Raw genomic sequence first — 19,872 nt, forward strand, 5'->3', positions numbered from 1 at the left:
ATCATCGTGCGCTGATGGCGCGGAAATCGTAGGCCATGGGACGGGCGGAAGGCGTTCCGGTCAGCGTGATGCGAAGCCGGCCCACCGGATTGGCGTGATGGCCCTCCAGTTGGTAGCGCCGCTCTATCCAGCGGGGATCCGTCAGCGGGCTCTGAAGCACCTGCGGCACAGCGGTCCAATTGTCGTCTGCCGCATCCGCCTCAAGGGTAACCGCCGCCCCGCTGGGAATGTTCGTTTTCAGGTAGGAGATCAGTTTGATCGCCGTCCCCATGTCGAAAGCACGGGTGATGTAGGTGCCGGCAGTTCTCACCTTGCCAGACACCGCCAGCACCACCGGGAACAGAACCGGCGACACTCTTTCGGACCCCATCAAGACGGCGCGCACCTGCACCGGCCCGCTATAGTAGTCCTGCCGCTCCCATGCCTGGCCGGGCTGCAGGATGGTGATGGAGCCATCACTTAGCTCAACCTCGAAATGCATGGATGCGGCGGCGGTCGGCAGTTCAACGTCTGCCCGGATAACAAGGTCGCTCATGTCGGCAGCGGTGAACGTGCCCACATCAACCGTCTTGGTCACGGGCGCGAAACGCGCTTCAATGAGCTGGAAGGTCACGTCTTCGTCCTGATGCGGTGTCCAGGTCCGCGAATTGGCAGAGGTAAGCATGGTGCCAATCGCGTAGGGCTGTGACGCAACAGGCGTCTGCGTGGCAATGTCGAAGTCGCCCAGCTTGGCCGTATGGATTGAATGATCTGCATCGTCGGTCTTGATGACGAATGCATACTCCACGCCTCCAGAAAGCCAGACAGGATAAGGCAGACGGATTTTCGTCCATTCCCCAATCACCACCGAATGCATGGGATGCAGCGCCTGCGAAATCACCTTGCGCGTCGGGTCACCATTCTCCACCTCGACAATCTCAAGAACAATCGAGTTGTCGGGGTTGCCGATCTGGCAGACCTTCACATTCACGCCGGCGATATGCCGACCGCCGAAAAGCATGAAGGTCTGGGCGATAGGATCAGCGCTGCCGCTACTGTCGCTCCACTGGAACTCCACGCGCGGCGGGGGATTGCGCTGCACGGTCACGTCGCGGCTGACCGTGGTGGTGATGACGCGGCGCAGCGTCGTGATTTCAACGGAGCCCTGCCCGATGAAGACAGCTTCCGCCTCCGAGCCGCCTGCTCCCTTCGCGTAGACCAGCTTTGAACCGGCCGTGACGTTTTGGGGAATTGTGAACGTGCCCGAAATCTTGCCTTCAGGATCGGCCGTTACCGGCCCGGCCGGCGTGATGTCGAGATCATCGAAAGACAGTTCTTCCAAAATTTCCCCGGCAAAGAAGCCCTCGATCGAATAGTTGATTTCGATCTGACGCAGGAACTGCAGCAGCTCTTCGCGCTGATCCACGGTTCTGGTTTCGGCAGTCTGACGGCGCGTCGTCGTGGTGGTCTCGGAACCCCATGCCCTGCGGTTCACCTGCGTCTGTACTGTGACAGGAACGGCCACGGCCTGCGTGCTGTCAGACGTCCATTCCGTCGCCGTCTGTGTCCAGTAATCCACCGGCGGACTAAGCCGCATCTGCGCCGGCATGGGCTCAAAGTTCATATAGGGATTGATCTTCCGACAGCTCGTCGCAAGCGGCTGCTCGATGGCAACCTGCTCGGTCCAGTCGAGCAGCGTCACGCCAGACAGGTTGATTGGATGAAACGCCGGATCGATGGCAAGGCGTACCAGCCCGTCAAACACGGCGGCTGTCTGTGCTTCGCCCTGATCGCGATAGCGATCAGAGGTGAACGGGTCGACGAACACACCGTGCTTTGAAATCGGTTCGCGGCTGTCGATATCGCGCTGCAGGCGCTCAAGGGCGGTCAGGTCGTAGAGATCGATCAGGCTGTTATACATCCGGTCAATCTTCGCCATGGTGTAGGCGCGCACACCGATATTGCGAACTGCCGGCCTATCACCCCAGCGGTTTTCGATCATTGCGAGCGCAAGAACGTCCGCCGGCACCTGCGGCGGCAGCGGATTGGAGCGGCTGGAAATGCCCTTGATGTAGACGGGCACGCCTTCTTCATCGAGGCCGAGAACGTCGATGCGTGGAAGCTGGAAATCATAGTCGATGTGGACCTGACCGCCGTTGACGCCGCCGGCAACCCTGATCGTGGTCGCCGTGATTTCCGTTGGAAGGACCGCACCAAGGAAACGATATTTCACGGTGTAGGAGCTGCCGGCGGCCGGCTCGGAACCACCGGGAGCCCAGGAAACCCGGTCTCCGCTGCGGGCGTAATCAGTGCCGGCCGCATAGGTCGTGCCGCCCTGCTTCACTTCCATGATGGCCATGACGCCGGTGTTTGCCAGAGTATCGAGCCCGCCGGCCGTCCCGCCCCGCGTCACGGTCTCGGTGACTTCCTTTTCAACCAGCACCTCATTGATTGTGGCAATCGGCGCATGGTTGAGCGTCAGCGTCGTCGGGTTCGCCCCGAACGTGTGCACCTCGGTCGGGATGCGCGAAAGATCGGACTGTTCTTCCTCGCGGTGGCGCATGGCCGCTTCACGCGTCCGCTTGAACCCGTTGATGTTGGCGACACCTGCCTCAATCGAGAACACCTGGTCGCCGGCATCCTTGCCCAGCGCCGTCACCCGGCAGCCAGTGACGATGTAATTGCCATTGGCGTCATAGTCGTAGACCGCAAGCTGCGCATTGATGCCGGTCAGGTTCGGAGGCGGCGTCTGGTCGATGGCAACGCCGTCTTTCAGGAGATAGACCTGATAGAGATCGCCCTCACCTCCATCGCCGGCAAAGCCCCATTGCAGCGAGACGATGCCGCGCGCGGCACCCGGCTCACCCTCGGACATGGATCCGGGATGGAGCCCATGGAGCGCCGGCTCATCAATCTCGGTCAGCCATTCCTGAACCAGCCGCACGCCGACGCTTACAGCGCCGACCATGGGGACACCGACAAGTATTGCCGCTGGCACATCCAGCACGCGGCCTGCGACGTAGATGCGGCCGGGGACAAGCGAAACGGTTCCCGCGTCTGGATCAATGATGATGTCTGCGCCCTCGACGCGGTCGCCGTCTCGCGCGACCAGATCACCAACGGCCCTCAGTTTACGGTGCGCGATGGTCTGCGCTTCAATCATCTCGGCGGCCTGGCCAATATGCCCCTCGCGCGTGACAACGCTGTCCCAGGTCGGGAAGGCCGCCGCCCGGTCATATGCGCCGGGAAGGCCGCTTTTGTGTTCATATGCCATGGTCAAATCCTGAATATGCCGCGCATGCGCTGCCGGTCTGTCTTGCCGATCTGGTCTGCACTGGTGGGAAAGTCTCCAACGATCACGCCGCCCGAAAGCGTGTCACCGTCCAGCCACTGAACTCCGGGTTTCGTCTCCGCCGGCGGCGCACCGCCAATCACCAGAGACCAGGACGCGAACGCATCACCCTCGCCTTCACCGAATGCGGAAAGCGCCTCCACAAAGATGCGTGACGTGAACTCTTCTACAGGCTCATAGGTGGACCCGCCCGCCTCAAACCGGCCGGCGAATGCAGGGATGACGCAATGGACCGAGCGCGCTTTTCGATAGCCGATGACGCTGCCATCGCCCCGCCGAAGCACCGCCCAGAACGATTTGCCGAGAAGGCCGGCGGCAATCGCCTGCGCACGCGCTTCCTCGCCATCTGATGACCATTGGATGCCCGCCGTCGACCATGGGAACGCACCCCAGGCAAGACCACTCCCCACCACCGGCTCAATCCAGACACCAAGCGCTGTAAGCTCGGATTCCGTGAACCTGTGTTCGCCGCCGGCGGGCTCATGTGTCCGTCCAAATGACCATTTGACGCCGCCCTCATGAAGCCGAACGCCTGACACATCACCCCAGATGGCGTTGCCCCAGGCCGACCAGCCCCATTCGAATTCCCGGACATTGTATCCGTCATAGCCGCGCCAGACCTCTGAACGCGCAGGCTGGGAAAGCCGGACCACCGCTTCTATCGTGTCGAGGTGCGCCTCATCATCGCGGACCCTGTCCAGATCGAGCTCGAACAGGTTCCAGCGCATGCGTCGCGACGGCGCTTCATGGATCAGGTCATAGGCATAGCCGATCCATGAGAGCGCGCGGCGCACACCCTCCGGGGTTCCCCTGACACGGCTCCATGGCACACCATAGAAAATCACGGTCGCGAGGTCGGGCAGGTAAGGCGTGATGGGCCCCAGCCCATATTCCATCACGAGTGCAGGAAGGATGCTCTCGTTCGGCGCCCGATATTTGAAGGCATGGAGCGCCTCTATCGCCGGCGCAAGCTCGGCCCGACGATCAAGGGCTGCGGAGACGGCCTGCTCGGCGGCACTCGAGCTTGATGGCAGGAAATGCTGGCGCTCACTCACCGCGCCCGCCCTTTATACGTGAGATCGATCACACCAAACTTCGCCGCCTGATAATCGGCCATGACCAGATTATGCGTCGGCGTTGCCAGTTCGACGCGCTGGACACCCGGCTGGTGCAGCGTCGCGATCAGCCAGGACCGGGTGACATCGAAGCCCAGTCCGCCCTCACCCGCCAGAGTTCTGCGCAGGCTCGCTTCGAGATTGTCGAACACGGTCTGTGGCGCGTCCGGCTGAAGCCAGATGTCGGCAGCGACGTCGATGATCGCCGCCGTTGCCGGGACCACTTCAACCCGATCCGAGATCACACGGACGTCGTCGGCCGTGACAACGGATCGCACGGCATCGAGCAGAGCCTGATCAGCCTCCCCGAAATTGTCCGCAGCCAGCACCGAAACATACACGTCCGGCCTGTTATGTCCGCGATAGACGGCCGCGTCCCTGACCCGCGGGCTCGCCCGCAGTGCTGCTGCCCGATACCAGTCGGCAGGCCCCGCCGTCGAACGCCCGATAATGGCGGCAATCACGCGACTGCGCAGCGCATCGTCCGTTTCCCCGTCAAGGCGAACGACATCATAAAAGCCCGCAAGATGCTCAAGGTCAGCGCCCTGCGCATAAAGGAGCAGGTTTGAGCGGGCTGCATCATTGATCCGTGCCCGAAGGAACATTTCGCGAAACGCGCAGGCCTCGGCGACGATCTTGACCGGATCGGTCTCGAGCATCCCCACGTCGTAATCGATGCCGGCGGCGAGAAGGCGCGCCCGCACATCCGAAAGCAAATCCGCAAGGATGACCTCATAGTCGACAGCCTCGAACACCTCCGGCTGGGGAAGGTTCTGCAACACCTGCGCCATTATCGGCTCCTCTGGGCATCAACGGGTTTTCTGGAACGTGAACGATGCCGACTGGTCGCTTGCGACGGTAAAGTCGCCAAGATGCCCCTTCGGGTAGTAGAGCCCTGAAAGGTCGAGCCGAACGCGGCCGGTTTCATCCGCTTCGGTGACCTGGCAGCCGGTCACCGCAAATCGCGGTTCCCAGCGCGCGATGGCCAGCACGACGGCGGTGTAGAGCGCCAGAATGACCTGATCACTGAATGGTCGATCAATCAGGTCCATGAGCTCGGATCCGAACTCCCGCCGCATGACGCGCGCGCCGATCCGCGTTCTCAAAATGACATCGACGCTCTGCCTGACATGCGCGAAGCCCGAGAGGGACTGCCATGCAGTCTGGTCGATGCCGGCGCTCACTCCATTCACTCCGATTTGACGGTGTCGGGTTTGACGGCGGCCTTCCCGGCAGCCTTCTTCAAAGAGGATGGCAGGCTCAGCTGATGCCCGTACGGCGGCAGGAAGGCCCGGGCTACTGCATCGGGCATCGAAACCTCTTTGTCAGAGGCTTCAAACCACGTGCCGCCATAGAACCCGCTGGTGTTCACGATCACTTTCATAATCAGCTCCTGTCAGTCACAAGACCATTTTTGAGCGCCGGAGATCAGCGATGCGCCGCACGCCGTCCTGTCCCCGTGTCGCGCGATTTCGCTGCCTTCGCAGAGCCAGCGGGATGAGCCATCAATGATTGGATTGGCGCCATGGATCGGGCAGGCGTAGAGATCGCCGCGGCGCGCGATCAACTTTCCCTCGCACCACCAGCCGGACGCCGAGGAGACGACCTGGCCCCCATGCGAACCCGCATCTCCAAGCCTGACAATTTTCGGCATCAGCGCAGGTGGCCGCTCTGTCCGACGAGTTCGATCCTGGGCGCAACCACCCTTGCCTCCCCTGCGCCGATGAGAATGGTCACGTCCCCATGGACAAGCATTGCCTCCGGACCATCATGAGGCCGCGGATTGCTGTTGCTCGGCGTCGACATGTCGATGACGGCATCTGTCAGATCCCCGCTTTCGGAAACGACATCGACCTGCTCCCCCACCGTAGGCGGGATATGGGACTTGATCCCACCGGCCGCGATCTCCTTCCACGGCACCCATGGCGAGAGGAACGGCCTGTCGCCATCAGAAATCCGCACCCGGGCAAGACCCTTTTTGAGATCCAGCTCCGCTACAACGCCGGTTCGCTTGCGGTTGCGCCCCCGCCGTTCCAGTTCGGCGATTCTGCGCTCCGCCTCGACGATCCGGTCGATAAAACCAGCCATCTCTCACGCTCCCGAAGTGGTGACGGACTGGATCGTCGCACCGGGAGACACCTCGCCCGCAAGCATGGCGGTGAGTTCCTCCAGCGTGAGACCATAGCGCCGCCGGGTTCCCTGATCCGTGCCTTCAGCGCCTGAACCAAGCAGCGCATTGATCGAGGCAAGATAAGGGTGGTTCTCTTCCTGCATTGCCGCCAAAAGACGGGCCCAGATACTGGTGTCCGCGATTTCTTCGCCGAAGACAGGGTCTGAAAGCAGATCAAGGGTCAGGACGATCTGTTGCGCGGCAATCCGCACCCCCTCGGCATCCGAGGCACGGCGGCGGTCCACCCTGACCACCCGGTTCGAAAGCCCGCGCCAGATCTCTGCCCAGGCGTTATCCGGATCGGAAAGCGTATTGGCGATTTGCCGCCCCACACTGTCCAGATAAAACTCCATCGCCGCATCGGTGGCCGGAATGCCGATACCACCAAGAACGGTTTCACCGGTCTCCTGATTGAGTTCCGCCATGGTTGTGGTGATGCCGTATTCGATCACCAGCTCCGTCAGCCCTGCCCGGTGCAGCGACCGGCCGCCAGCCTGATCTGACGCTTCGCTGCTGTCCACATAGACCGCGATGAACGGCTTATTTGCCTCTGTGCGCAATGCGCCGGCACCGTCGACGTCCAGAACACCGATCTGGCTGTCCAGCACATTGTCACCGACCAGCGTTCGCCCCTTGATGGCCCCGATCGTCGCCAGTCGAACAGCAATCCGGCTCAACATCAGACTTCCCCCAGCTGCACGACGAGACGCGTCATATGGCGGTCGTCGACACCAAGAACCTCAAACCATGGCTCCCCGGAGCGTTCCGTGGCCTGCACGCGGTCACCGACATTCACGACAAGGTCCGGATACGCGATCCGGTCGACATGCAACTCGCCCCTTTGCGCCGATATCCGCGTTCTCCATGACCTCGTCAGACTGCCCGCGGCACTCGTTTCCTTGCCCCCGCCAATGCGCAGAACCGCCTCAATGGCGCGCTGTTCGCGACCGGGATCCAGCCTGCCATCCTTCATGAAGGAAAGACGCAATGGCTCGGCCATCACCGGGTCGACCTCGCCCATGAGTTCTTCCGCAAGCCCGCGAAACCCGGAGCGCATGCCGGCTACTCCGCGGAAGCCGCGCCGGGAGCCCCACTCTTGCGGGCATCGGCCAGTGCCCGTTCAGCCTCTTCAAGCGCTGCCTGCGCCTTCCCCTGGCTCTCCAGATCCTGAGCGGCCTCAAGGGCGGCGCGCGCATCTTCGACGGACTTTTCCAGATCCGCGAACTCGGGGAACGGTGCCTCCACCTTCTTCTGCGCAGCCGGCTTCATCTTTTCGGCGTCATAGGCAAAGCGGTCATCCGTCAGTTGCCGTCCATAAGCGACCGGCACGCTGACCGGCTCATGGGGCGGCACCGTCTTTTCCTTGCCGCCCGTGATCTCCGCAGGGAGGATCCCGCCGAACGGAAAAGCAATGCGCATTGTCTTCTTGGCCATGGGTTTTCTCCTGATTTCCGCATGAGAAAGAACTGGTCCGGGCTCCGGGTGGCTTGCCCTGCCCGCAGATCTTTCCAATGGGGAACGGCCCCGCGCATCCCGCGCGGGGCTCGCCACCTGCCTTTACGGCTTCACATCAGGTGAGCGTGAGTTTGCGAAGCGTGCGGGGATTGGTGCAGATCGAAATCGCGTTCATCTGCACTTCGAGGTTCCGGCCCTTCCCATTCAGCGTCGGGAACTGCTTCATGTAAAAGGGAACGCCAACGGTGTTCACCGTCTCCTCGTAGTCTGCCGGCGCGAACCGGGTCAGGAACAGGTCCGGCACACCCTTGACGATGACACGCGCCTCGTCCGGCGCGATGTAGGGAGAACCAAGATCCGCCGTTGCCTTCGCGCCCGTGCGATAGCGCTCCCAGGTTGCGCCGCCGAACTCGTAGACATCGGGAACATCCTGGCGAAGCACCGCCGCACCATTGTGGTAGAGGAAGGTTTCCTGAACCGTCTTGTGCGTCCACAGGGCGCGATGGAAATCACGGCCGGTGAAGACATGCAGGCCCTCATAGGGCTCGTCCAGATCATCTTCCAGGCTGTAAACCACGTCCTGCCAGAGCGCGCCGACCTTCGTGGTTTCGACGTCGAGTTCGAGCGAGACGGCAGCCGGGACGGCAATGCCGAAGCGCGCATAGAGATCATGCATCACCCTGCCGCTCTTCGAGGTGACAATGCCCTTGATTGCGCCGACGCGCTGATGCTCCAGCGTCATGGTCAGGTCACGCGCATGACGCATCCCTTTGCGCAGCACCCGCTCCTCCAGAACCTCGAGCTGATCTTCCGTTCCGAAGGCGCGCACATTCTGCACCTCGTCGGCCTTCACCGCATCATCCCGCTCATAATGGTCGATGTCGAAGGGCACGCGATTGCGGCTTGTGTCACCGCTGGTTTCACCGGGACCACCACGCTCCGACGGCTCGACCAGCGACAGCTTGCCATTCTGCTCTTCGATCGAGATCCGCGTGGTCGTCACGCCGTCTTCGTCAAAGATGCCAAGCGCGCTGATCTGGCCGGGCCGGTAAGGCTCATGGTTGATCGCGGCCGTCATGGTTTCGATGGTGAAGCCCTCACCATCCCAAATATCTACTGCAGGCATCGGCCCCTCCTATCGTGCGATGATGGTGGCGGCGGAGAGCTGTTCCAGCTTCGCCGCGATCTTGCTCGCATTGTCGACGGTCGCATCGAAAACGAGCATCGGTTCCTTCACCTCGGCGTGCCGGGCGATCACAACCGCCTCGACATCTTCGCTGGTGGCGTCGACGCGGTAGGCAAGAACCGCCATTGCAGTCTCAGCGCCTTCCTTGCCAACGATCTCGGCTTCCGGTGATGCGATGCACTTTTCGGATGCCGTGATCCTGCCGAGCACGGTGCCGGCCTCGAGCTTTCCGGCGCCCGACGCGATGGTGACGACGTCACGCGAGATCTTCCCGTTGCCCTCGGACAGCACGAAAGCGAGGTTGCGTGCGCCTTCCGTTTTGATTTCCAGCATGGATCAGCCCTCCCTGGACTGCTTGCGGCGCATCGCATAGATCTCGCCGCGGTTGATCGAAGCGCCCACGCGTTGTTTCTTCCCTTCCGGCTGCGCCTGTCCGGATGCGGCAACGCGGCTCTGCTCGTAGCCCGCCGGGTTCGGCTTATCCGCATCGTCTGCCGCCTGCGGCGCGGACGTAGGGGCAGCAGCAAGGGCCGCGACCGCTTCTTCCACCGACATCTCGGTTTCGTAAGCGAAGTGCCCGGCAAGGCCTTCCCGGTCCTTTGCCTCATCACTGGTCATGATGGCCTTGATGCGCGCCTTGGCGGCCTTCGCCCCCTCGGCCTGGGCAGTGGCGACGGCTTCACTGTTCCCGGCGGCCGTCGTGTCCGCCGTCTTCTCCTTGGACATGGAGTTCTCCTTCTTGTGTCCGGTTGCAGCGGCGGACGAGCCCGCCTTTTTCCCTTTCCCACGGAGGGTCCAGGCGTTTTTCGCAGCGAGCGTGCGAAGCTCTTTCGGGGCATGTGCAAAGACGCGGTAATCGAAGGCGGCAAACGCCTCTGCCTCATCGCTTTCCGCCGATGTGGCAAACCCCAGATCAACGGCTTCCTCACCGTTCATCCAGAGCTCCTTCTTCATGTCCTCGCGAATATCGGACGCGGCGAGGCCCGTGCGATCGGCATAGATGCCGGCCATCTCGTCGGCCCACTTGTCCAGAACGCTTCGCTGTTTGTCGTGATCGTCGGCCGTGCCAAAAGTCACCGTCGCGGGGTCATGGATCATCATGAGCGAGCCGGTGCGCATGATCCGCCTGTCGCCGGCCATCGCGATGATCGAGGCAGACGAGGCGGCAATCGCATCGACATGCACCGTCACCCCGCCCTTGTGGGCCGTCAGGGCATTGTAGATCGCAAGCCCCTCATGGACGTAGCCGCCGGCGGAATTGATGCGCACCACGACATCCGTCTCGCGCCCCAGTTCCATCAGCGCGTTGATCACGTCTGCCGAGGTGAACCCCTCATCGAAATAATCATCGCCGACGAAACCGTACAAAACGATTTCGCCGTCCTTCAGGATCGATCCTGACATGACAGTCTCCAGAAGTTTCAGGCTTCAGATGAAGCGGATGCGCTTTGCGTAACGCCGGCGGCGGCCGTTTCCCCGGGAAGCCGCGCAGGCTCCCTCATACCGCTCGATCTCACGCTCGAGCGCTTCCAGGTTGGCGCGCGAATAGCGCACCTCATCATCGCCGAAGCGAATGACTTCCGCCTGTCCGCCGGCAACAATCTGAAGCCGCACAAGCTTCAGGTTTTCCGCAACGGTACAGGGGTCGGACACATCGAATGTGCGTTTGCGGATCGTGATGCTCGTGGTCATTCTGCACCCGGCTTTCGCTCGAATTCCTCACCCGGATCGGCAGACGGTCCACCGGCCCGGCGTTCAAACGGCGAGGCCATCCCCGCTTCACGATAAAGCGCGTGTTCACGAACGCGCTGCTCAAAGACTTCGTCCGGGTCGTAGCCAAGTTCCGCGCACTCGGCCGCAAGCGTCGACGTGCCGTTTCCCAGCCGCTCGCTGGCCGCCTTCGCGCTTTTTCCATCGTCGGCCGACGGCTTGGCAGGCCCCTGCCACAATGCCCAGCAGACCGCATCACGGTTTGCAGCAAACGCCCGATAGCCACCCTTGAAGGGAATTCGCCCCTCCCCGATCGCCTCATCCAGCGCGTTTTCATAGATCGCCTGCGCGATGGGACCGGCAAGGCGCTCGCGACGCCGCATCACCACCGGCCAGATCGAGGAATTCTCCATCCGGACCGACGAATAGGTCGAATTGCTGTGATCCATCGTCAGCCCGCCATAGGTGATGCCGATGGCGCGCGCCATGTCACGCGACAGTGCCGACCAGAGCGGCTGGAACTGCGGTCCCGGCGTGCCGGTGGACAGGAGCTTCAACTCTTCACCCGGCGCCAGATGCGACACCTGCGGATCGCCGCTGATGTTGATTGCACTGTCGGCGGCGCGATCGAACGATGCCGCAAAATAGTCTTCCATCTCGCCGCGCAGGTCATCGTCTTCAATGGCGGCGAGCGCCTCAAAGGCATCCTTTGACGGTCCCTGACTGGTCAGCGCCGCGGCAAAGACCGTCTGCAGGATGGCCGTCTGCACCGTCGCATCGACAAGAATCTCATGCTGGATATGCTGCCGGAAGCCGGGAGCGATCCTGCTGATCCCGCGCACATCCGTTGCATCCATCGGATCAAAGACATGGATTACCTGCTGACGCCAATCGGCGTCATGGGCACGGTAATCACGCTTCACCCGGATCCCGGTTTCCTTGTCTTCAAGACGGTAGGCAACGGGCCGGCCATTCGGGTCATGGATCACCCCCTGAAACAGCCCCTCCATCTCGTTGGTGTCCTGAACGAGCCTTGTGGGCGGCGACATGCAGACCTTCGTCCCGCTCGTCAGACCGTAGCGCTTCCGTTCAGCCATGGTCATGTAGGACATGACGCCAAGCGCCTCGCCATAGACCATGTCCCAGCGAAGGGAGATGTCGATCATCTGCGGCACGGTGAACTTGCCGCGCAGGTCGCATTCCCGCGGGTTCCACGCCCAGCGTTTCCACCAGCGCTTCACCATCCGCGAAAACTCGACCGTTTCCTTCTGGTCATAGCCAAGCCGCGAAAGATCCGGCTGCGGGTTCAGCACAAGCTCGATCCCCACCGTGTCCGCGATGACCTGATCGACAGCCCCGCGCAGGCGTCCTGAATTCTGCACAAGGTCATTGGCAATCGCAGCGGCACGCCGCCAGGCAACACGAATATCGTCCCGGCTCGCGCGCAGGGTCGACGGGCGCGTGCTGATGACGGCGGAACGCGTGTCGCGCAGGTAGGACGCCTTCGGCATCGCCTGCCGCACGCTCCCCGCCTTCACCCGTATCCGCTGCTTCGCTGTCATTTGCGCTTTGCCCATTTCTTCCGGTTTTGAGAACGCCGCTCGACGCGGTCCGACCTGCCCTTGCGCGACTGTTTCGTGAACGGTCCTTCGTCGGCAGCCTCAAACAGATCGGGCTCCGGCTTCCTGCCATGAACTTCAAGAAGCAGATCCGCCCAGCGATCAGCCGTCAGACGACGCTTGTGCTCGAGATGCCATGCCAGCGCCAATGCGTAGACCGTCGCGTCAAACCAGTCGTTCTTGCGACCGACAATCCGCTTCCACTCCCGTGGCGCTTTCGGACTGATCAGCCGCCGCGCGCGCCGGCTCACGCTCGCCCTTGCCTCTTCATCCGGATCGACCAGACGTTCGGCGGTCATTTCCTGGGCGAACTCTTCGTCACACAGGTCCGGCGGCATATGCAGCGTGTTGCGCGGCCAGATGCCCTTTTGATCCGGCCCCTGAACGAGATTGGCGAGGCCGGCCATGATCTCGGTTTTGATGTCGTAGTTTCCGACCGGGTAGAGGAGAACCTTCGCGACCACCCGCCTTCTCTGGTCCCGGATGTCCTTCTTTACCGGTGTGCCAAGCCAGGGAAGCCCCTGGCTGTGCCGGCCGTCGACGGCAAAGACGTTTGGACGGCCGGCGCAAAACCGGTAGACGCGATCCGTGGCAAAGCCCGAATCCACGCCCGACAGATCAATGCCCTTCTCCATGTCGCCATCGGTCGGATAGGTCCGGCCCAGCGCATCCGCCAGTTCGATCCATGCATCATCGACCTGATCGGGCGCGCCTTCGAAAATCTCCCGGTCGATCAGCCAGCGCTGACCACGCGGGCCGATGGCCCAGACCACCCATTTGATGCCATATCCCTGAACGTCCGCAGCCGAGACGACGAGTGCAGCATCGCGCGGAATGCGCCGGGACGGTGTGCGATACCCGCGCACCGCCTCGACGATCTTTTCCCATTCAACAGCGACGCCGCCGGGATCATAGGGCTCTGCCAGATCCTGCTGGCAGAACACCCGCATCTTCGTGGTGTCGCCCTGCGCCTCCTGGAACCGGGCCCATATGTCGGCAAAACGCTCGCGCGGCGCATAGGCGGCCCAGAGATGATAGCTCGGCTGCCAGTCCCGGCACCGCCCCTCAAGCGGCGGGCAGGCCCATTCCTCGATCTCGGATGCGGGAATGGCGTGTGGAACAGGATCCTCGCCCTCACGGACCCGCCGTGCAATCCATCGTCCGCGCGCATTCATGTCGAGCTTGTGCCCGTCCATGATAACGCCATCGCAAACCACGCATCGCAGATGAACCGGCAGATCCTGCTCGGGCTCCGCGTCGCGCATCTGATCGAAGGCAAGCGCCTGAAACCTGTCGCAATGCGGGCACGGCACATAGAAGAACCGCTGATCCCCGCTCTCGAAATCCGCAGAGATCTCGCACTCACCGGTGACGCCCGGCGTGGAGCCCTGCCATTCCTTGGCAAGATCGCCATACATTTTCTGGCGGGCGCGCGCCTGGTCACGCGGGCTCCCGCGGCCATCCACATCCTTCGGATAACCGGTGACCTCATCCATGGCCAGATACTTGATCGAGACCATCTGCAGGCCCTTGGAAGAACCTGCGTTGACGATCTGGCAGAAGCCGCCCGCATAGCGCTTGAACGATGTCGTCGAGCCCTGCTCATCCCGGCTGTTGACCGGCAGCACCTTGTGCGCAATGCGCGGGCTCGCCTCGATCGTGGGCTGCAGCTTCACCCGGTTGAACTTCGTGGCCTCTTCAAGCGTCGGCAGCACGATCATCATCGAGCCCGGCGCCTGATCCACCACGAAGCCGAACCAGTTCTCAATCGCCGTCGACTTGCCGAGCTGGGCAGCCCATCGCGCGGTCACACGGCGCGCCGGATGGTCCGGATGGAGGCAGTCCTGGGGCTCCCGCAGATATGGAACCCGGTCGGTCCGGAATTTCCCCGGCCATGGCGAACCCGATTCAGCCGAGACAACCCTGTAGCGATCTGCCCATTCACTGATCGACAGATCCTCGACCGGGCGACTGGCTGTCTCAACAGCCCTGAATAGAACCGCAGCACCTTCAGACAGCTCCGGAAACCGAAGCCGCGTTTCATGAAACGTCATGAATGGAGCGCGTCCATATCCGTCTCGCCCTCACCGCCTGTTGCTGCCGTTCGGCTGAGCGCATCGAGGCGACCGAGGATTTCGCGATGAAACACATCCAGTCCCGTGCGCGCAAAACCCTTCAGCGCTATACGGACGGTTCGTTCATCCCAGCCATATTTGAGGGACACCGTTGCCGCCTCGGTCTCGATTGCACGCTCGAATGCGCTCTGCATCAGCGCAACGGCATCACGCCCGGCCTGATCCACTTCGGAGGTGGGCGTAAGCTCCTTGCGGCGTTCCGCGACATCCATCTCGCGCAACTCGGCATCGGCCTGCGCCTTGCGCGCAGCGCCATCGGACTGGCTTCCGGCAAACCGCGCGGCTGGTCGCTTCGCAGCACGTTCGTTTGCCGCCGGTTCGACAGGGACAGTGCGGATGCGAATGTTCTCGCCGCGATGCGCAACCAGCGCTTCATAATCGACCAGGTTCGACTTGCCCGACCGCCTGAGCGGCAACGCCTCGGCATGCTGCTTCAGATACCGCGACAAGGTCGAACGGTCCACGGCATCGCCGGCAGCAGACAGGCGTGTGGCGGCTTCCGTGATCGAGATCCAGTCACCGTGTTCCATCATTCGCTATCCGTGCATCTCACGTGTGCAGCACGTGTATCCGTGTACCGGTTTCAAACACGCCTACTGGCGAAAAACCGGGGGCTTTCCGCACCGTGGGGCTGGAGGGCAAAATACGGTCCCTAAACCCCGTCGGGGGTCATTTGAGGAGGCGGTCCAGCTCATGCTCGACGCGACGCGGGAGATTTGCCCGAACCGAGGCCTGAAACGCCTCGGCCGTCCGGCCCTTGACCATTTCGGCAGGGATGACGACGCCGCTCTTCTGCTTCTCGACCGGAAACCTGCTCTTTCCGGACCGGAGGAAGACGTGGCCGCCCATATCGAGCGAAACGCGTGAAGGAAACCGACCCGCCTTGATGAAGGTGCCGGCGAACACCTTTCGCTTGCCGAATGGCGATGCACTCACGCCCTTGCGGGTTTCGCGCGCCGAAAAATACTTGAGGGCAATGTCACCGCCGCGCGTTCGCATGACATAGTTCAGGCTTCCGAAGCTCGGCCGTGTAACCTTCACCGCACGCACAATCACCTTGCGCTTGAGGCCTGTCTGCTTCGTCAACGCGCGAACGACCTGCGTGCGTGCCATGTCACCAGTACGGGCCACCGCCCTTTGCAACGCATGGGGAGCTTTCTCACCCAATGCGCCGATCTGGTTCTCGAACCGCTTCAAACCGGCGACTGCATGCCACCGGATTGCCAATCCCGGCATGACGCCCTCCATTCGATGTGAATCGTGGTGAGCACTTCCGTTGGAAGCGCCAGCGTATTGATCAGAATGTTTGGTAAAGCTTCGCCATGGGGCCCGATGCTCACCGGCTGATCGCCGTCTCATCAAGCTGGGTTGCCGCGGCGTCGCGCGCTTGCCTGAAGCGCCTTCGTCCTGCAGCAGTGGCCTAAGGACCGGAATCGCTATGCCAGTTTCGACAGGTGGTCAATCCCGACCCGGCACGGCGTCATGCGCCCGAATATGTCGATCTCGATATCGACCGTGTTTCCGCTGCCCTCGTCTTTCGACACGACACCCACGAATGAAGCGAATGGCCCGAGCGTCACAGAAGCCCGGTCGCCAGCCCGAAACAGGCTCGACTTGTCGATTAGATCATCAGCACAACATGCTTGAATTTTCGTGATAATTCGCTCCGGCACTGCCTGCGGAATTTCACCATTGCCCAACAGGCAATCGACACCATCGAATGTCATCAGACCGAGCCAGGCAGCCTCGAACTTCACAAGGCGAACGAAGAAGTATCGGGAATAAAGGGGCCGCTCCACCGTGATGCACGTCTGCCTCCGCGGGAGCCTTTTCACAACTTTCTCCGTCGGACAGAAGACGGTGATGCCACCCTTCCTGACTGCATCGGCGACCGAATCAGCATTCGGCTTCTTCGTGCGAACCACGTACCAGAACATCTCATCGTCCTGCGCCGCTGCCTGATCGCGGAGCCATCTGACCATTTCACGGACCTTGCGGGATTTCTGCCAGGCGCCCTCCTCGCGCTCGCTCAGTTCGTGCACCAGACCCTCACGCATCATTCCGCCGCCCCGCTGGTCTCTGCATCATTCGCACCGATTGCCGTCTCGAATGCCTTCAGCCCGCCCGGCCCGCCAACAGGGAAGTAGACCACGCGCTGCTCCCCCGTATTCGGGAGCCATGGCCACCCTTGCCGCTCATGGAACAGCTTCCACTCCTCCCAGCGCTCGGAACCGACCGGAACCGGCTCCATCAGTCTGGAGAAAGCCTGAAGCGCCGGCGCCACAGAAACGCCCCGCCTGCTCGCCGCGCGCTCATGCATCGCGTTCACCGCCGGCCAGCCATAGCGAGCCTGCCGTTCGCGCAGCACTTCGTCAGCGTCGATAACGCCCTGATCGATCATCCTGCGCTGCGCCGCCGTCATCGGTGGTGCGTCCTTCGGCTCAACGGTGAGAAACTGCTTCACGCGCACCAGCCCCCAAAGCGCGCCCCATGGTTTGGCCAAAAGGCTTTCCGGTTCGGGCTCTTTCGGAAGCGCCACGTCTTTCCAGAGCCTGTTCGTGAAATACACCGAAGGCTTGGGCACGTTCTTCCAGCCCTGAGACTTCACCATGTCGAACCACGCATCGCGTTTGGCTTCCGCTTCAGCGCGTTCCTCCGGCGTCAACGCAAGCCAGGGCTTCCTGGCAGGATCCTTCGGCATGCCGTCGAACCCCGGCCAGCCCTTCAGCACACGCCAGTATGCCCTTTCGACCGCTTTGGGGTTTTCGGTTTCTGGTTCATTTTCCAGATCATCCCTCTCTCGCGCGCCTTCGCGCGCACATTGAGAGGTTCTACTGGTAGGTTCTATGGGAGGTTCTTCCTTATAGGCCCGGAACTGATTGCCGGTAGGCGTGTCGTCAATTGCCGGTAGGTCGGCCTCTGATTGCCGGTTGGTCCTACCGGCAGATTCTGCCGGTAGGCCATCCGTTCCCGTCGCATCCGGGCACTTGCTGCTGCGGCAGCGCTCCACGCCGTCAAGCACGCTGGCATCAAGCTTGAGCACGATCATGTCGGCAGCGCGCGCGCCGTTGCGCCGGGTGCGTCGCGTGCGGGCTATCAGCCCCCACTCCTCAAGACGCTGCAGCCATTCGCGTGTGGTGCGCTCGCTCACTTCCGCATCCTGCGAAAGCTGCTCCTGGCTCGGCCAGCAAGCCGCCTTCTCGGCGTCGGCATAGTCGGCAAGGCAAAGCAGGATTGCCTTTGCAGCCGGCGAGCCGAGGCGCTGCTCTTTTGCCCATGCAGATGCTTTCCAGCTCATTCCGCCGCCTCCAGCGCAAAATCATCGAGGGCAGCGCCGCCCCATTGGTCGGCCATGGCGTCTGCCATGCCGGGGAAGAAGCGGCTGCGCTCCTTGCCGCGCTCCGCACCAGGCGGCATGCGCCACACGCGGTTCCAGCGCTTCCATTCATCACTGCCCTTTTCGGGCTCCGGCAGCCGGTAGGTCTCTTGGAGGGCGGGGAGCCCGCGCAGATACCAGCCCGTCGCCTTGTATTCGGGATGCCCGAACCAGAACGGCTGCACGATCTGCGGACGCGGCAGGTCCGCCGGCATCCGATCCCTGGCAAGGTCGTGCATTTCCGGGTTTTCAATCGCCACGCGGGGAATGGGCGCGCGCCAGCAGGCAACGAACAGGTCAACGCCCTGCTCGAACTCCGCTTTCATACTCTCCCATGTGCGGCCCTTGGGCAGTTTCTTGGGCGGCGTCATCTTGCCCGCGCCGGAAAGCCAGCGACGACCAGAGCGGCACAGCCGTGTGCATGGCGGATGCGCGACGATGAGCAGATCCCAGCCATCATGCAGGATCTCGCGCACATCGCCGATGATATGCCGGTTGCTGCGGTCATCGGCAGGCAGAAGGTCGCAGGACCACGCATCATGCCCGCGCGCGGCAAAGGCCCGCCGCACGATGCCCGAATACTCGCATCCGACAAGAACGCGGAGACCATTCATCCCACAGCCCTCCAGGCCATGAAGGCAGCCCTGAGCGCCTTCCAGCGCTCGGCCGCCTGTCCATTTCCGTTGAGTTCGCGCCGCGAGGTGATCGCGAGGATCGAGCGCAGCTTCACCACAGCCCGGTCCTTCGTCAGCGGCGGTTCCAGCCCGTGCTGCTCCGCCAGAAATCGGCGGAAGGCGGGCTCATCGCATTTCATGGTTGCCTCGGCGGCAAAGTCGCGTGGCGCGTCCTGCCGGACCGGCTCGGCCTGCTGGTGTGTGGCCGCGCCCCTGCGCGCCTTCTCAATGGCGCGATCCACCAGCCCAAGCAGGAAACCTGCCATCTCCGGCGCGTCGGCAATGAAGGCGATTTCGTCAAACGTCGCGCGCGGCGTGAACCGCGCCAGCTCGACAAACGCGCCTCGCTCATCCCGCGCTTCCAGAAATTCGCCATAGTCATCCATGGAACGGTGCCAGCGCGCAGGCTGGATCCGCGCAAGCCTGTCGCGGGCTGCCTGAAGGCGCTGCATTTCCCAGCTCACGGGAACCTCCCGTGCTTGGTCATCACGGTTTTCAGCCGCCGCGACGCCGCTTCGAGGTTCCTGCGCGCGCGAACTTCCGGCCCGCCGGAAAACTTCGCCTGCTGCAGTCGATCAAAGGCCTCGCCAACCTGACGACAGGCGTTCATGGCCTCCTCATCCGCCTTGCGCACGACAACGCGCGGCGCAGGCACGCGCAGCTTATCCACCCCCTCCATGAGCAATTTGCCAACCGCGCTGGCCAGCCGCTTATTGATGCCGTCTATCTGATCGATGGGCGCCGTCATGACCGGCCCCCATCAGCAAATGCGCCCAGCTGCGCGCCGAACTCGGCAAGCGCGTCGGCAACAGAAGGCTTCAAGCGCCCCTGCCCGTCCCGCACCGAGCGCATGGCATTGAGCCGCAGCTCGAGATAGGTCTCACCCGCCTCAAACTGCCGCTTGCGACAGATGTTACGGATGACGCCCTGATACTTGCTCAGGATCATGTCCGGCACAGCCAGCAGCAGCCGCGCGAGCGACCGATTGTCCTCGACGTCATGCATCTGACGCAGAATGGGGAGCATGGTGTCGGTCATGACGCGCCAGCCGCAACCTGATACTGGAAGTGCCGCGTATGATCTATTCGCCTCGAGACAGCG

24 protein-coding genes are annotated in these 19,872 nt (G+C 62.4%); all 24 read right to left on the bottom strand.

The genetic code is table 11. The features are described from left to right. Position 1: 1 nt before the first annotated feature. Complete coding sequence (locus AC4PTT_RS12095; protein ID WP_492161239.1) at positions 2-3,253, bottom strand: DUF4815 domain-containing protein; 3,252 nt, start codon at positions 3,251-3,253, stop codon at positions 2-4. 2 nt (positions 3,254-3,255) lie between these two features. After that, entirely contained in the window at positions 3,256-4,386 is a 1,131-nt protein-coding gene (locus tag AC4PTT_RS12100; protein ID WP_492161240.1) for a phage tail protein, read from the bottom strand. Then, the gene (locus AC4PTT_RS12105) at positions 4,383-5,237 is read right to left on the bottom strand and encodes a baseplate assembly protein (RefSeq protein WP_492161241.1); all 855 of its coding nucleotides are present in this window, start codon (positions 5,235-5,237) and stop codon (positions 4,383-4,385) included. The genes AC4PTT_RS12100 and AC4PTT_RS12105 overlap by 4 nt, the downstream gene beginning before the upstream one ends. Before the next feature lie 18 nt (positions 5,238-5,255). Then, positions 5,256-5,630: a GPW/gp25 family protein gene (locus AC4PTT_RS12110; protein WP_492161242.1), complete on the bottom strand. Its 375-nt coding sequence runs from the start codon at positions 5,628-5,630 to the stop codon at positions 5,256-5,258. A gap of 5 nt (positions 5,631-5,635) precedes the next feature. Then, entirely contained in the window at positions 5,636-5,830 is a 195-nt protein-coding gene (locus AC4PTT_RS12115; RefSeq protein WP_492161243.1) for a hypothetical protein, read from the bottom strand. Positions 5,831-5,842: 12 nt separating this feature from the next. Then, positions 5,843-6,100: a PAAR domain-containing protein gene (locus tag AC4PTT_RS12120; RefSeq protein ID WP_206546839.1), complete on the bottom strand. Its 258-nt coding sequence runs from the start codon at positions 6,098-6,100 to the stop codon at positions 5,843-5,845. Beyond that, a complete protein-coding gene (locus AC4PTT_RS12125) occupies positions 6,100-6,534 on the bottom strand; it encodes a phage baseplate assembly protein V (RefSeq protein ID WP_492161244.1) in 435 nt (144 codons plus the stop codon). Before AC4PTT_RS12125 ends, AC4PTT_RS12120 begins: the two co-directional genes overlap by 1 nt. Before the next feature lie 3 nt (positions 6,535-6,537). Beyond that, positions 6,538-7,296, bottom strand: coding sequence for a hypothetical protein (locus AC4PTT_RS12130; protein ID WP_492161245.1), 759 nt, complete (start codon positions 7,294-7,296; stop codon positions 6,538-6,540). Then, the gene (locus AC4PTT_RS12135) at positions 7,296-7,673 is read right to left on the bottom strand and encodes a hypothetical protein (RefSeq protein ID WP_206995260.1); all 378 of its coding nucleotides are present in this window, start codon (positions 7,671-7,673) and stop codon (positions 7,296-7,298) included. The genes AC4PTT_RS12130 and AC4PTT_RS12135 overlap by 1 nt, the downstream gene beginning before the upstream one ends. A 5-nt stretch (positions 7,674-7,678) precedes the next feature. Then, positions 7,679-8,050, bottom strand: coding sequence for a hypothetical protein (locus AC4PTT_RS12140; protein WP_492161246.1), 372 nt, complete (start codon positions 8,048-8,050; stop codon positions 7,679-7,681). A 136-nt stretch (positions 8,051-8,186) separates the two neighbouring features. Further along, entirely contained in the window at positions 8,187-9,197 is a 1,011-nt protein-coding gene (locus AC4PTT_RS12145) for a major capsid protein (protein WP_492161247.1), read from the bottom strand. 9 nt (positions 9,198-9,206) lie between these two features. Further along, positions 9,207-9,590 (bottom strand): head decoration protein, encoded by a 384-nt coding sequence (locus AC4PTT_RS12150; protein WP_492161248.1) that lies wholly within the window; start codon positions 9,588-9,590, stop codon positions 9,207-9,209. 3 nt (positions 9,591-9,593) lie between these two features. Continuing rightward, complete coding sequence (locus AC4PTT_RS12155; RefSeq protein WP_492161249.1) at positions 9,594-10,661, bottom strand: head maturation protease, ClpP-related; 1,068 nt, start codon at positions 10,659-10,661, stop codon at positions 9,594-9,596. Positions 10,662-10,685: 24 nt separating this feature from the next. Then, entirely contained in the window at positions 10,686-10,949 is a 264-nt protein-coding gene (locus tag AC4PTT_RS12160; protein ID WP_492161250.1) for a hypothetical protein, read from the bottom strand. Further along, the gene (locus AC4PTT_RS12165; RefSeq protein WP_492161251.1) at positions 10,946-12,529 is read right to left on the bottom strand and encodes a phage portal protein; all 1,584 of its coding nucleotides are present in this window, start codon (positions 12,527-12,529) and stop codon (positions 10,946-10,948) included. The genes AC4PTT_RS12160 and AC4PTT_RS12165 overlap by 4 nt, the downstream gene beginning before the upstream one ends. Then, the gene (locus tag AC4PTT_RS12170) at positions 12,526-14,640 is read right to left on the bottom strand and encodes a phage terminase large subunit family protein (RefSeq protein ID WP_492161252.1); all 2,115 of its coding nucleotides are present in this window, start codon (positions 14,638-14,640) and stop codon (positions 12,526-12,528) included. The genes AC4PTT_RS12165 and AC4PTT_RS12170 overlap by 4 nt, the downstream gene beginning before the upstream one ends. Further along, positions 14,637-15,254, bottom strand: a complete 618-nt coding sequence (locus tag AC4PTT_RS12175) for a hypothetical protein (protein WP_492161253.1) — start codon at positions 15,252-15,254, stop codon at positions 14,637-14,639. The genes AC4PTT_RS12170 and AC4PTT_RS12175 overlap by 4 nt, the downstream gene beginning before the upstream one ends. Positions 15,255-15,390: 136 nt before the next feature. Next, entirely contained in the window at positions 15,391-15,969 is a 579-nt protein-coding gene (locus AC4PTT_RS12180; RefSeq protein ID WP_492161254.1) for a hypothetical protein, read from the bottom strand. A 188-nt stretch (positions 15,970-16,157) separates the two neighbouring features. Then, positions 16,158-16,778, bottom strand: a complete 621-nt coding sequence (gene nusG, locus AC4PTT_RS12185) for a transcription termination/antitermination protein NusG (RefSeq protein ID WP_492161255.1) — start codon at positions 16,776-16,778, stop codon at positions 16,158-16,160. Next, positions 16,778-18,019, bottom strand: coding sequence for a helix-turn-helix domain-containing protein (locus tag AC4PTT_RS12190; RefSeq protein WP_492161256.1), 1,242 nt, complete (start codon positions 18,017-18,019; stop codon positions 16,778-16,780). Before AC4PTT_RS12190 ends, nusG begins: the two co-directional genes overlap by 1 nt. Beyond that, the gene (locus AC4PTT_RS12195) at positions 18,016-18,711 is read right to left on the bottom strand and encodes a hypothetical protein (RefSeq protein WP_492161257.1); all 696 of its coding nucleotides are present in this window, start codon (positions 18,709-18,711) and stop codon (positions 18,016-18,018) included. Before AC4PTT_RS12195 ends, AC4PTT_RS12190 begins: the two co-directional genes overlap by 4 nt. Further along, on the bottom strand, positions 18,708-19,235 hold the full coding sequence (locus tag AC4PTT_RS12200) for a hypothetical protein (protein WP_492161258.1): 528 nt from the start codon (positions 19,233-19,235) through the stop codon (positions 18,708-18,710). The genes AC4PTT_RS12195 and AC4PTT_RS12200 overlap by 4 nt, the downstream gene beginning before the upstream one ends. Then, positions 19,232-19,519 (bottom strand): hypothetical protein, encoded by a 288-nt coding sequence (locus tag AC4PTT_RS12205; RefSeq protein ID WP_492161259.1) that lies wholly within the window; start codon positions 19,517-19,519, stop codon positions 19,232-19,234. The genes AC4PTT_RS12200 and AC4PTT_RS12205 overlap by 4 nt, the downstream gene beginning before the upstream one ends. Further along, positions 19,516-19,809: a hypothetical protein gene (locus AC4PTT_RS12210; RefSeq protein ID WP_492161260.1), complete on the bottom strand. Its 294-nt coding sequence runs from the start codon at positions 19,807-19,809 to the stop codon at positions 19,516-19,518. The genes AC4PTT_RS12205 and AC4PTT_RS12210 overlap by 4 nt, the downstream gene beginning before the upstream one ends. Positions 19,810-19,872 lie beyond the last annotated feature (63 nt).

It is taken from the genome of Nitratireductor sp. WH36-1, assembly GCF_058725515.1.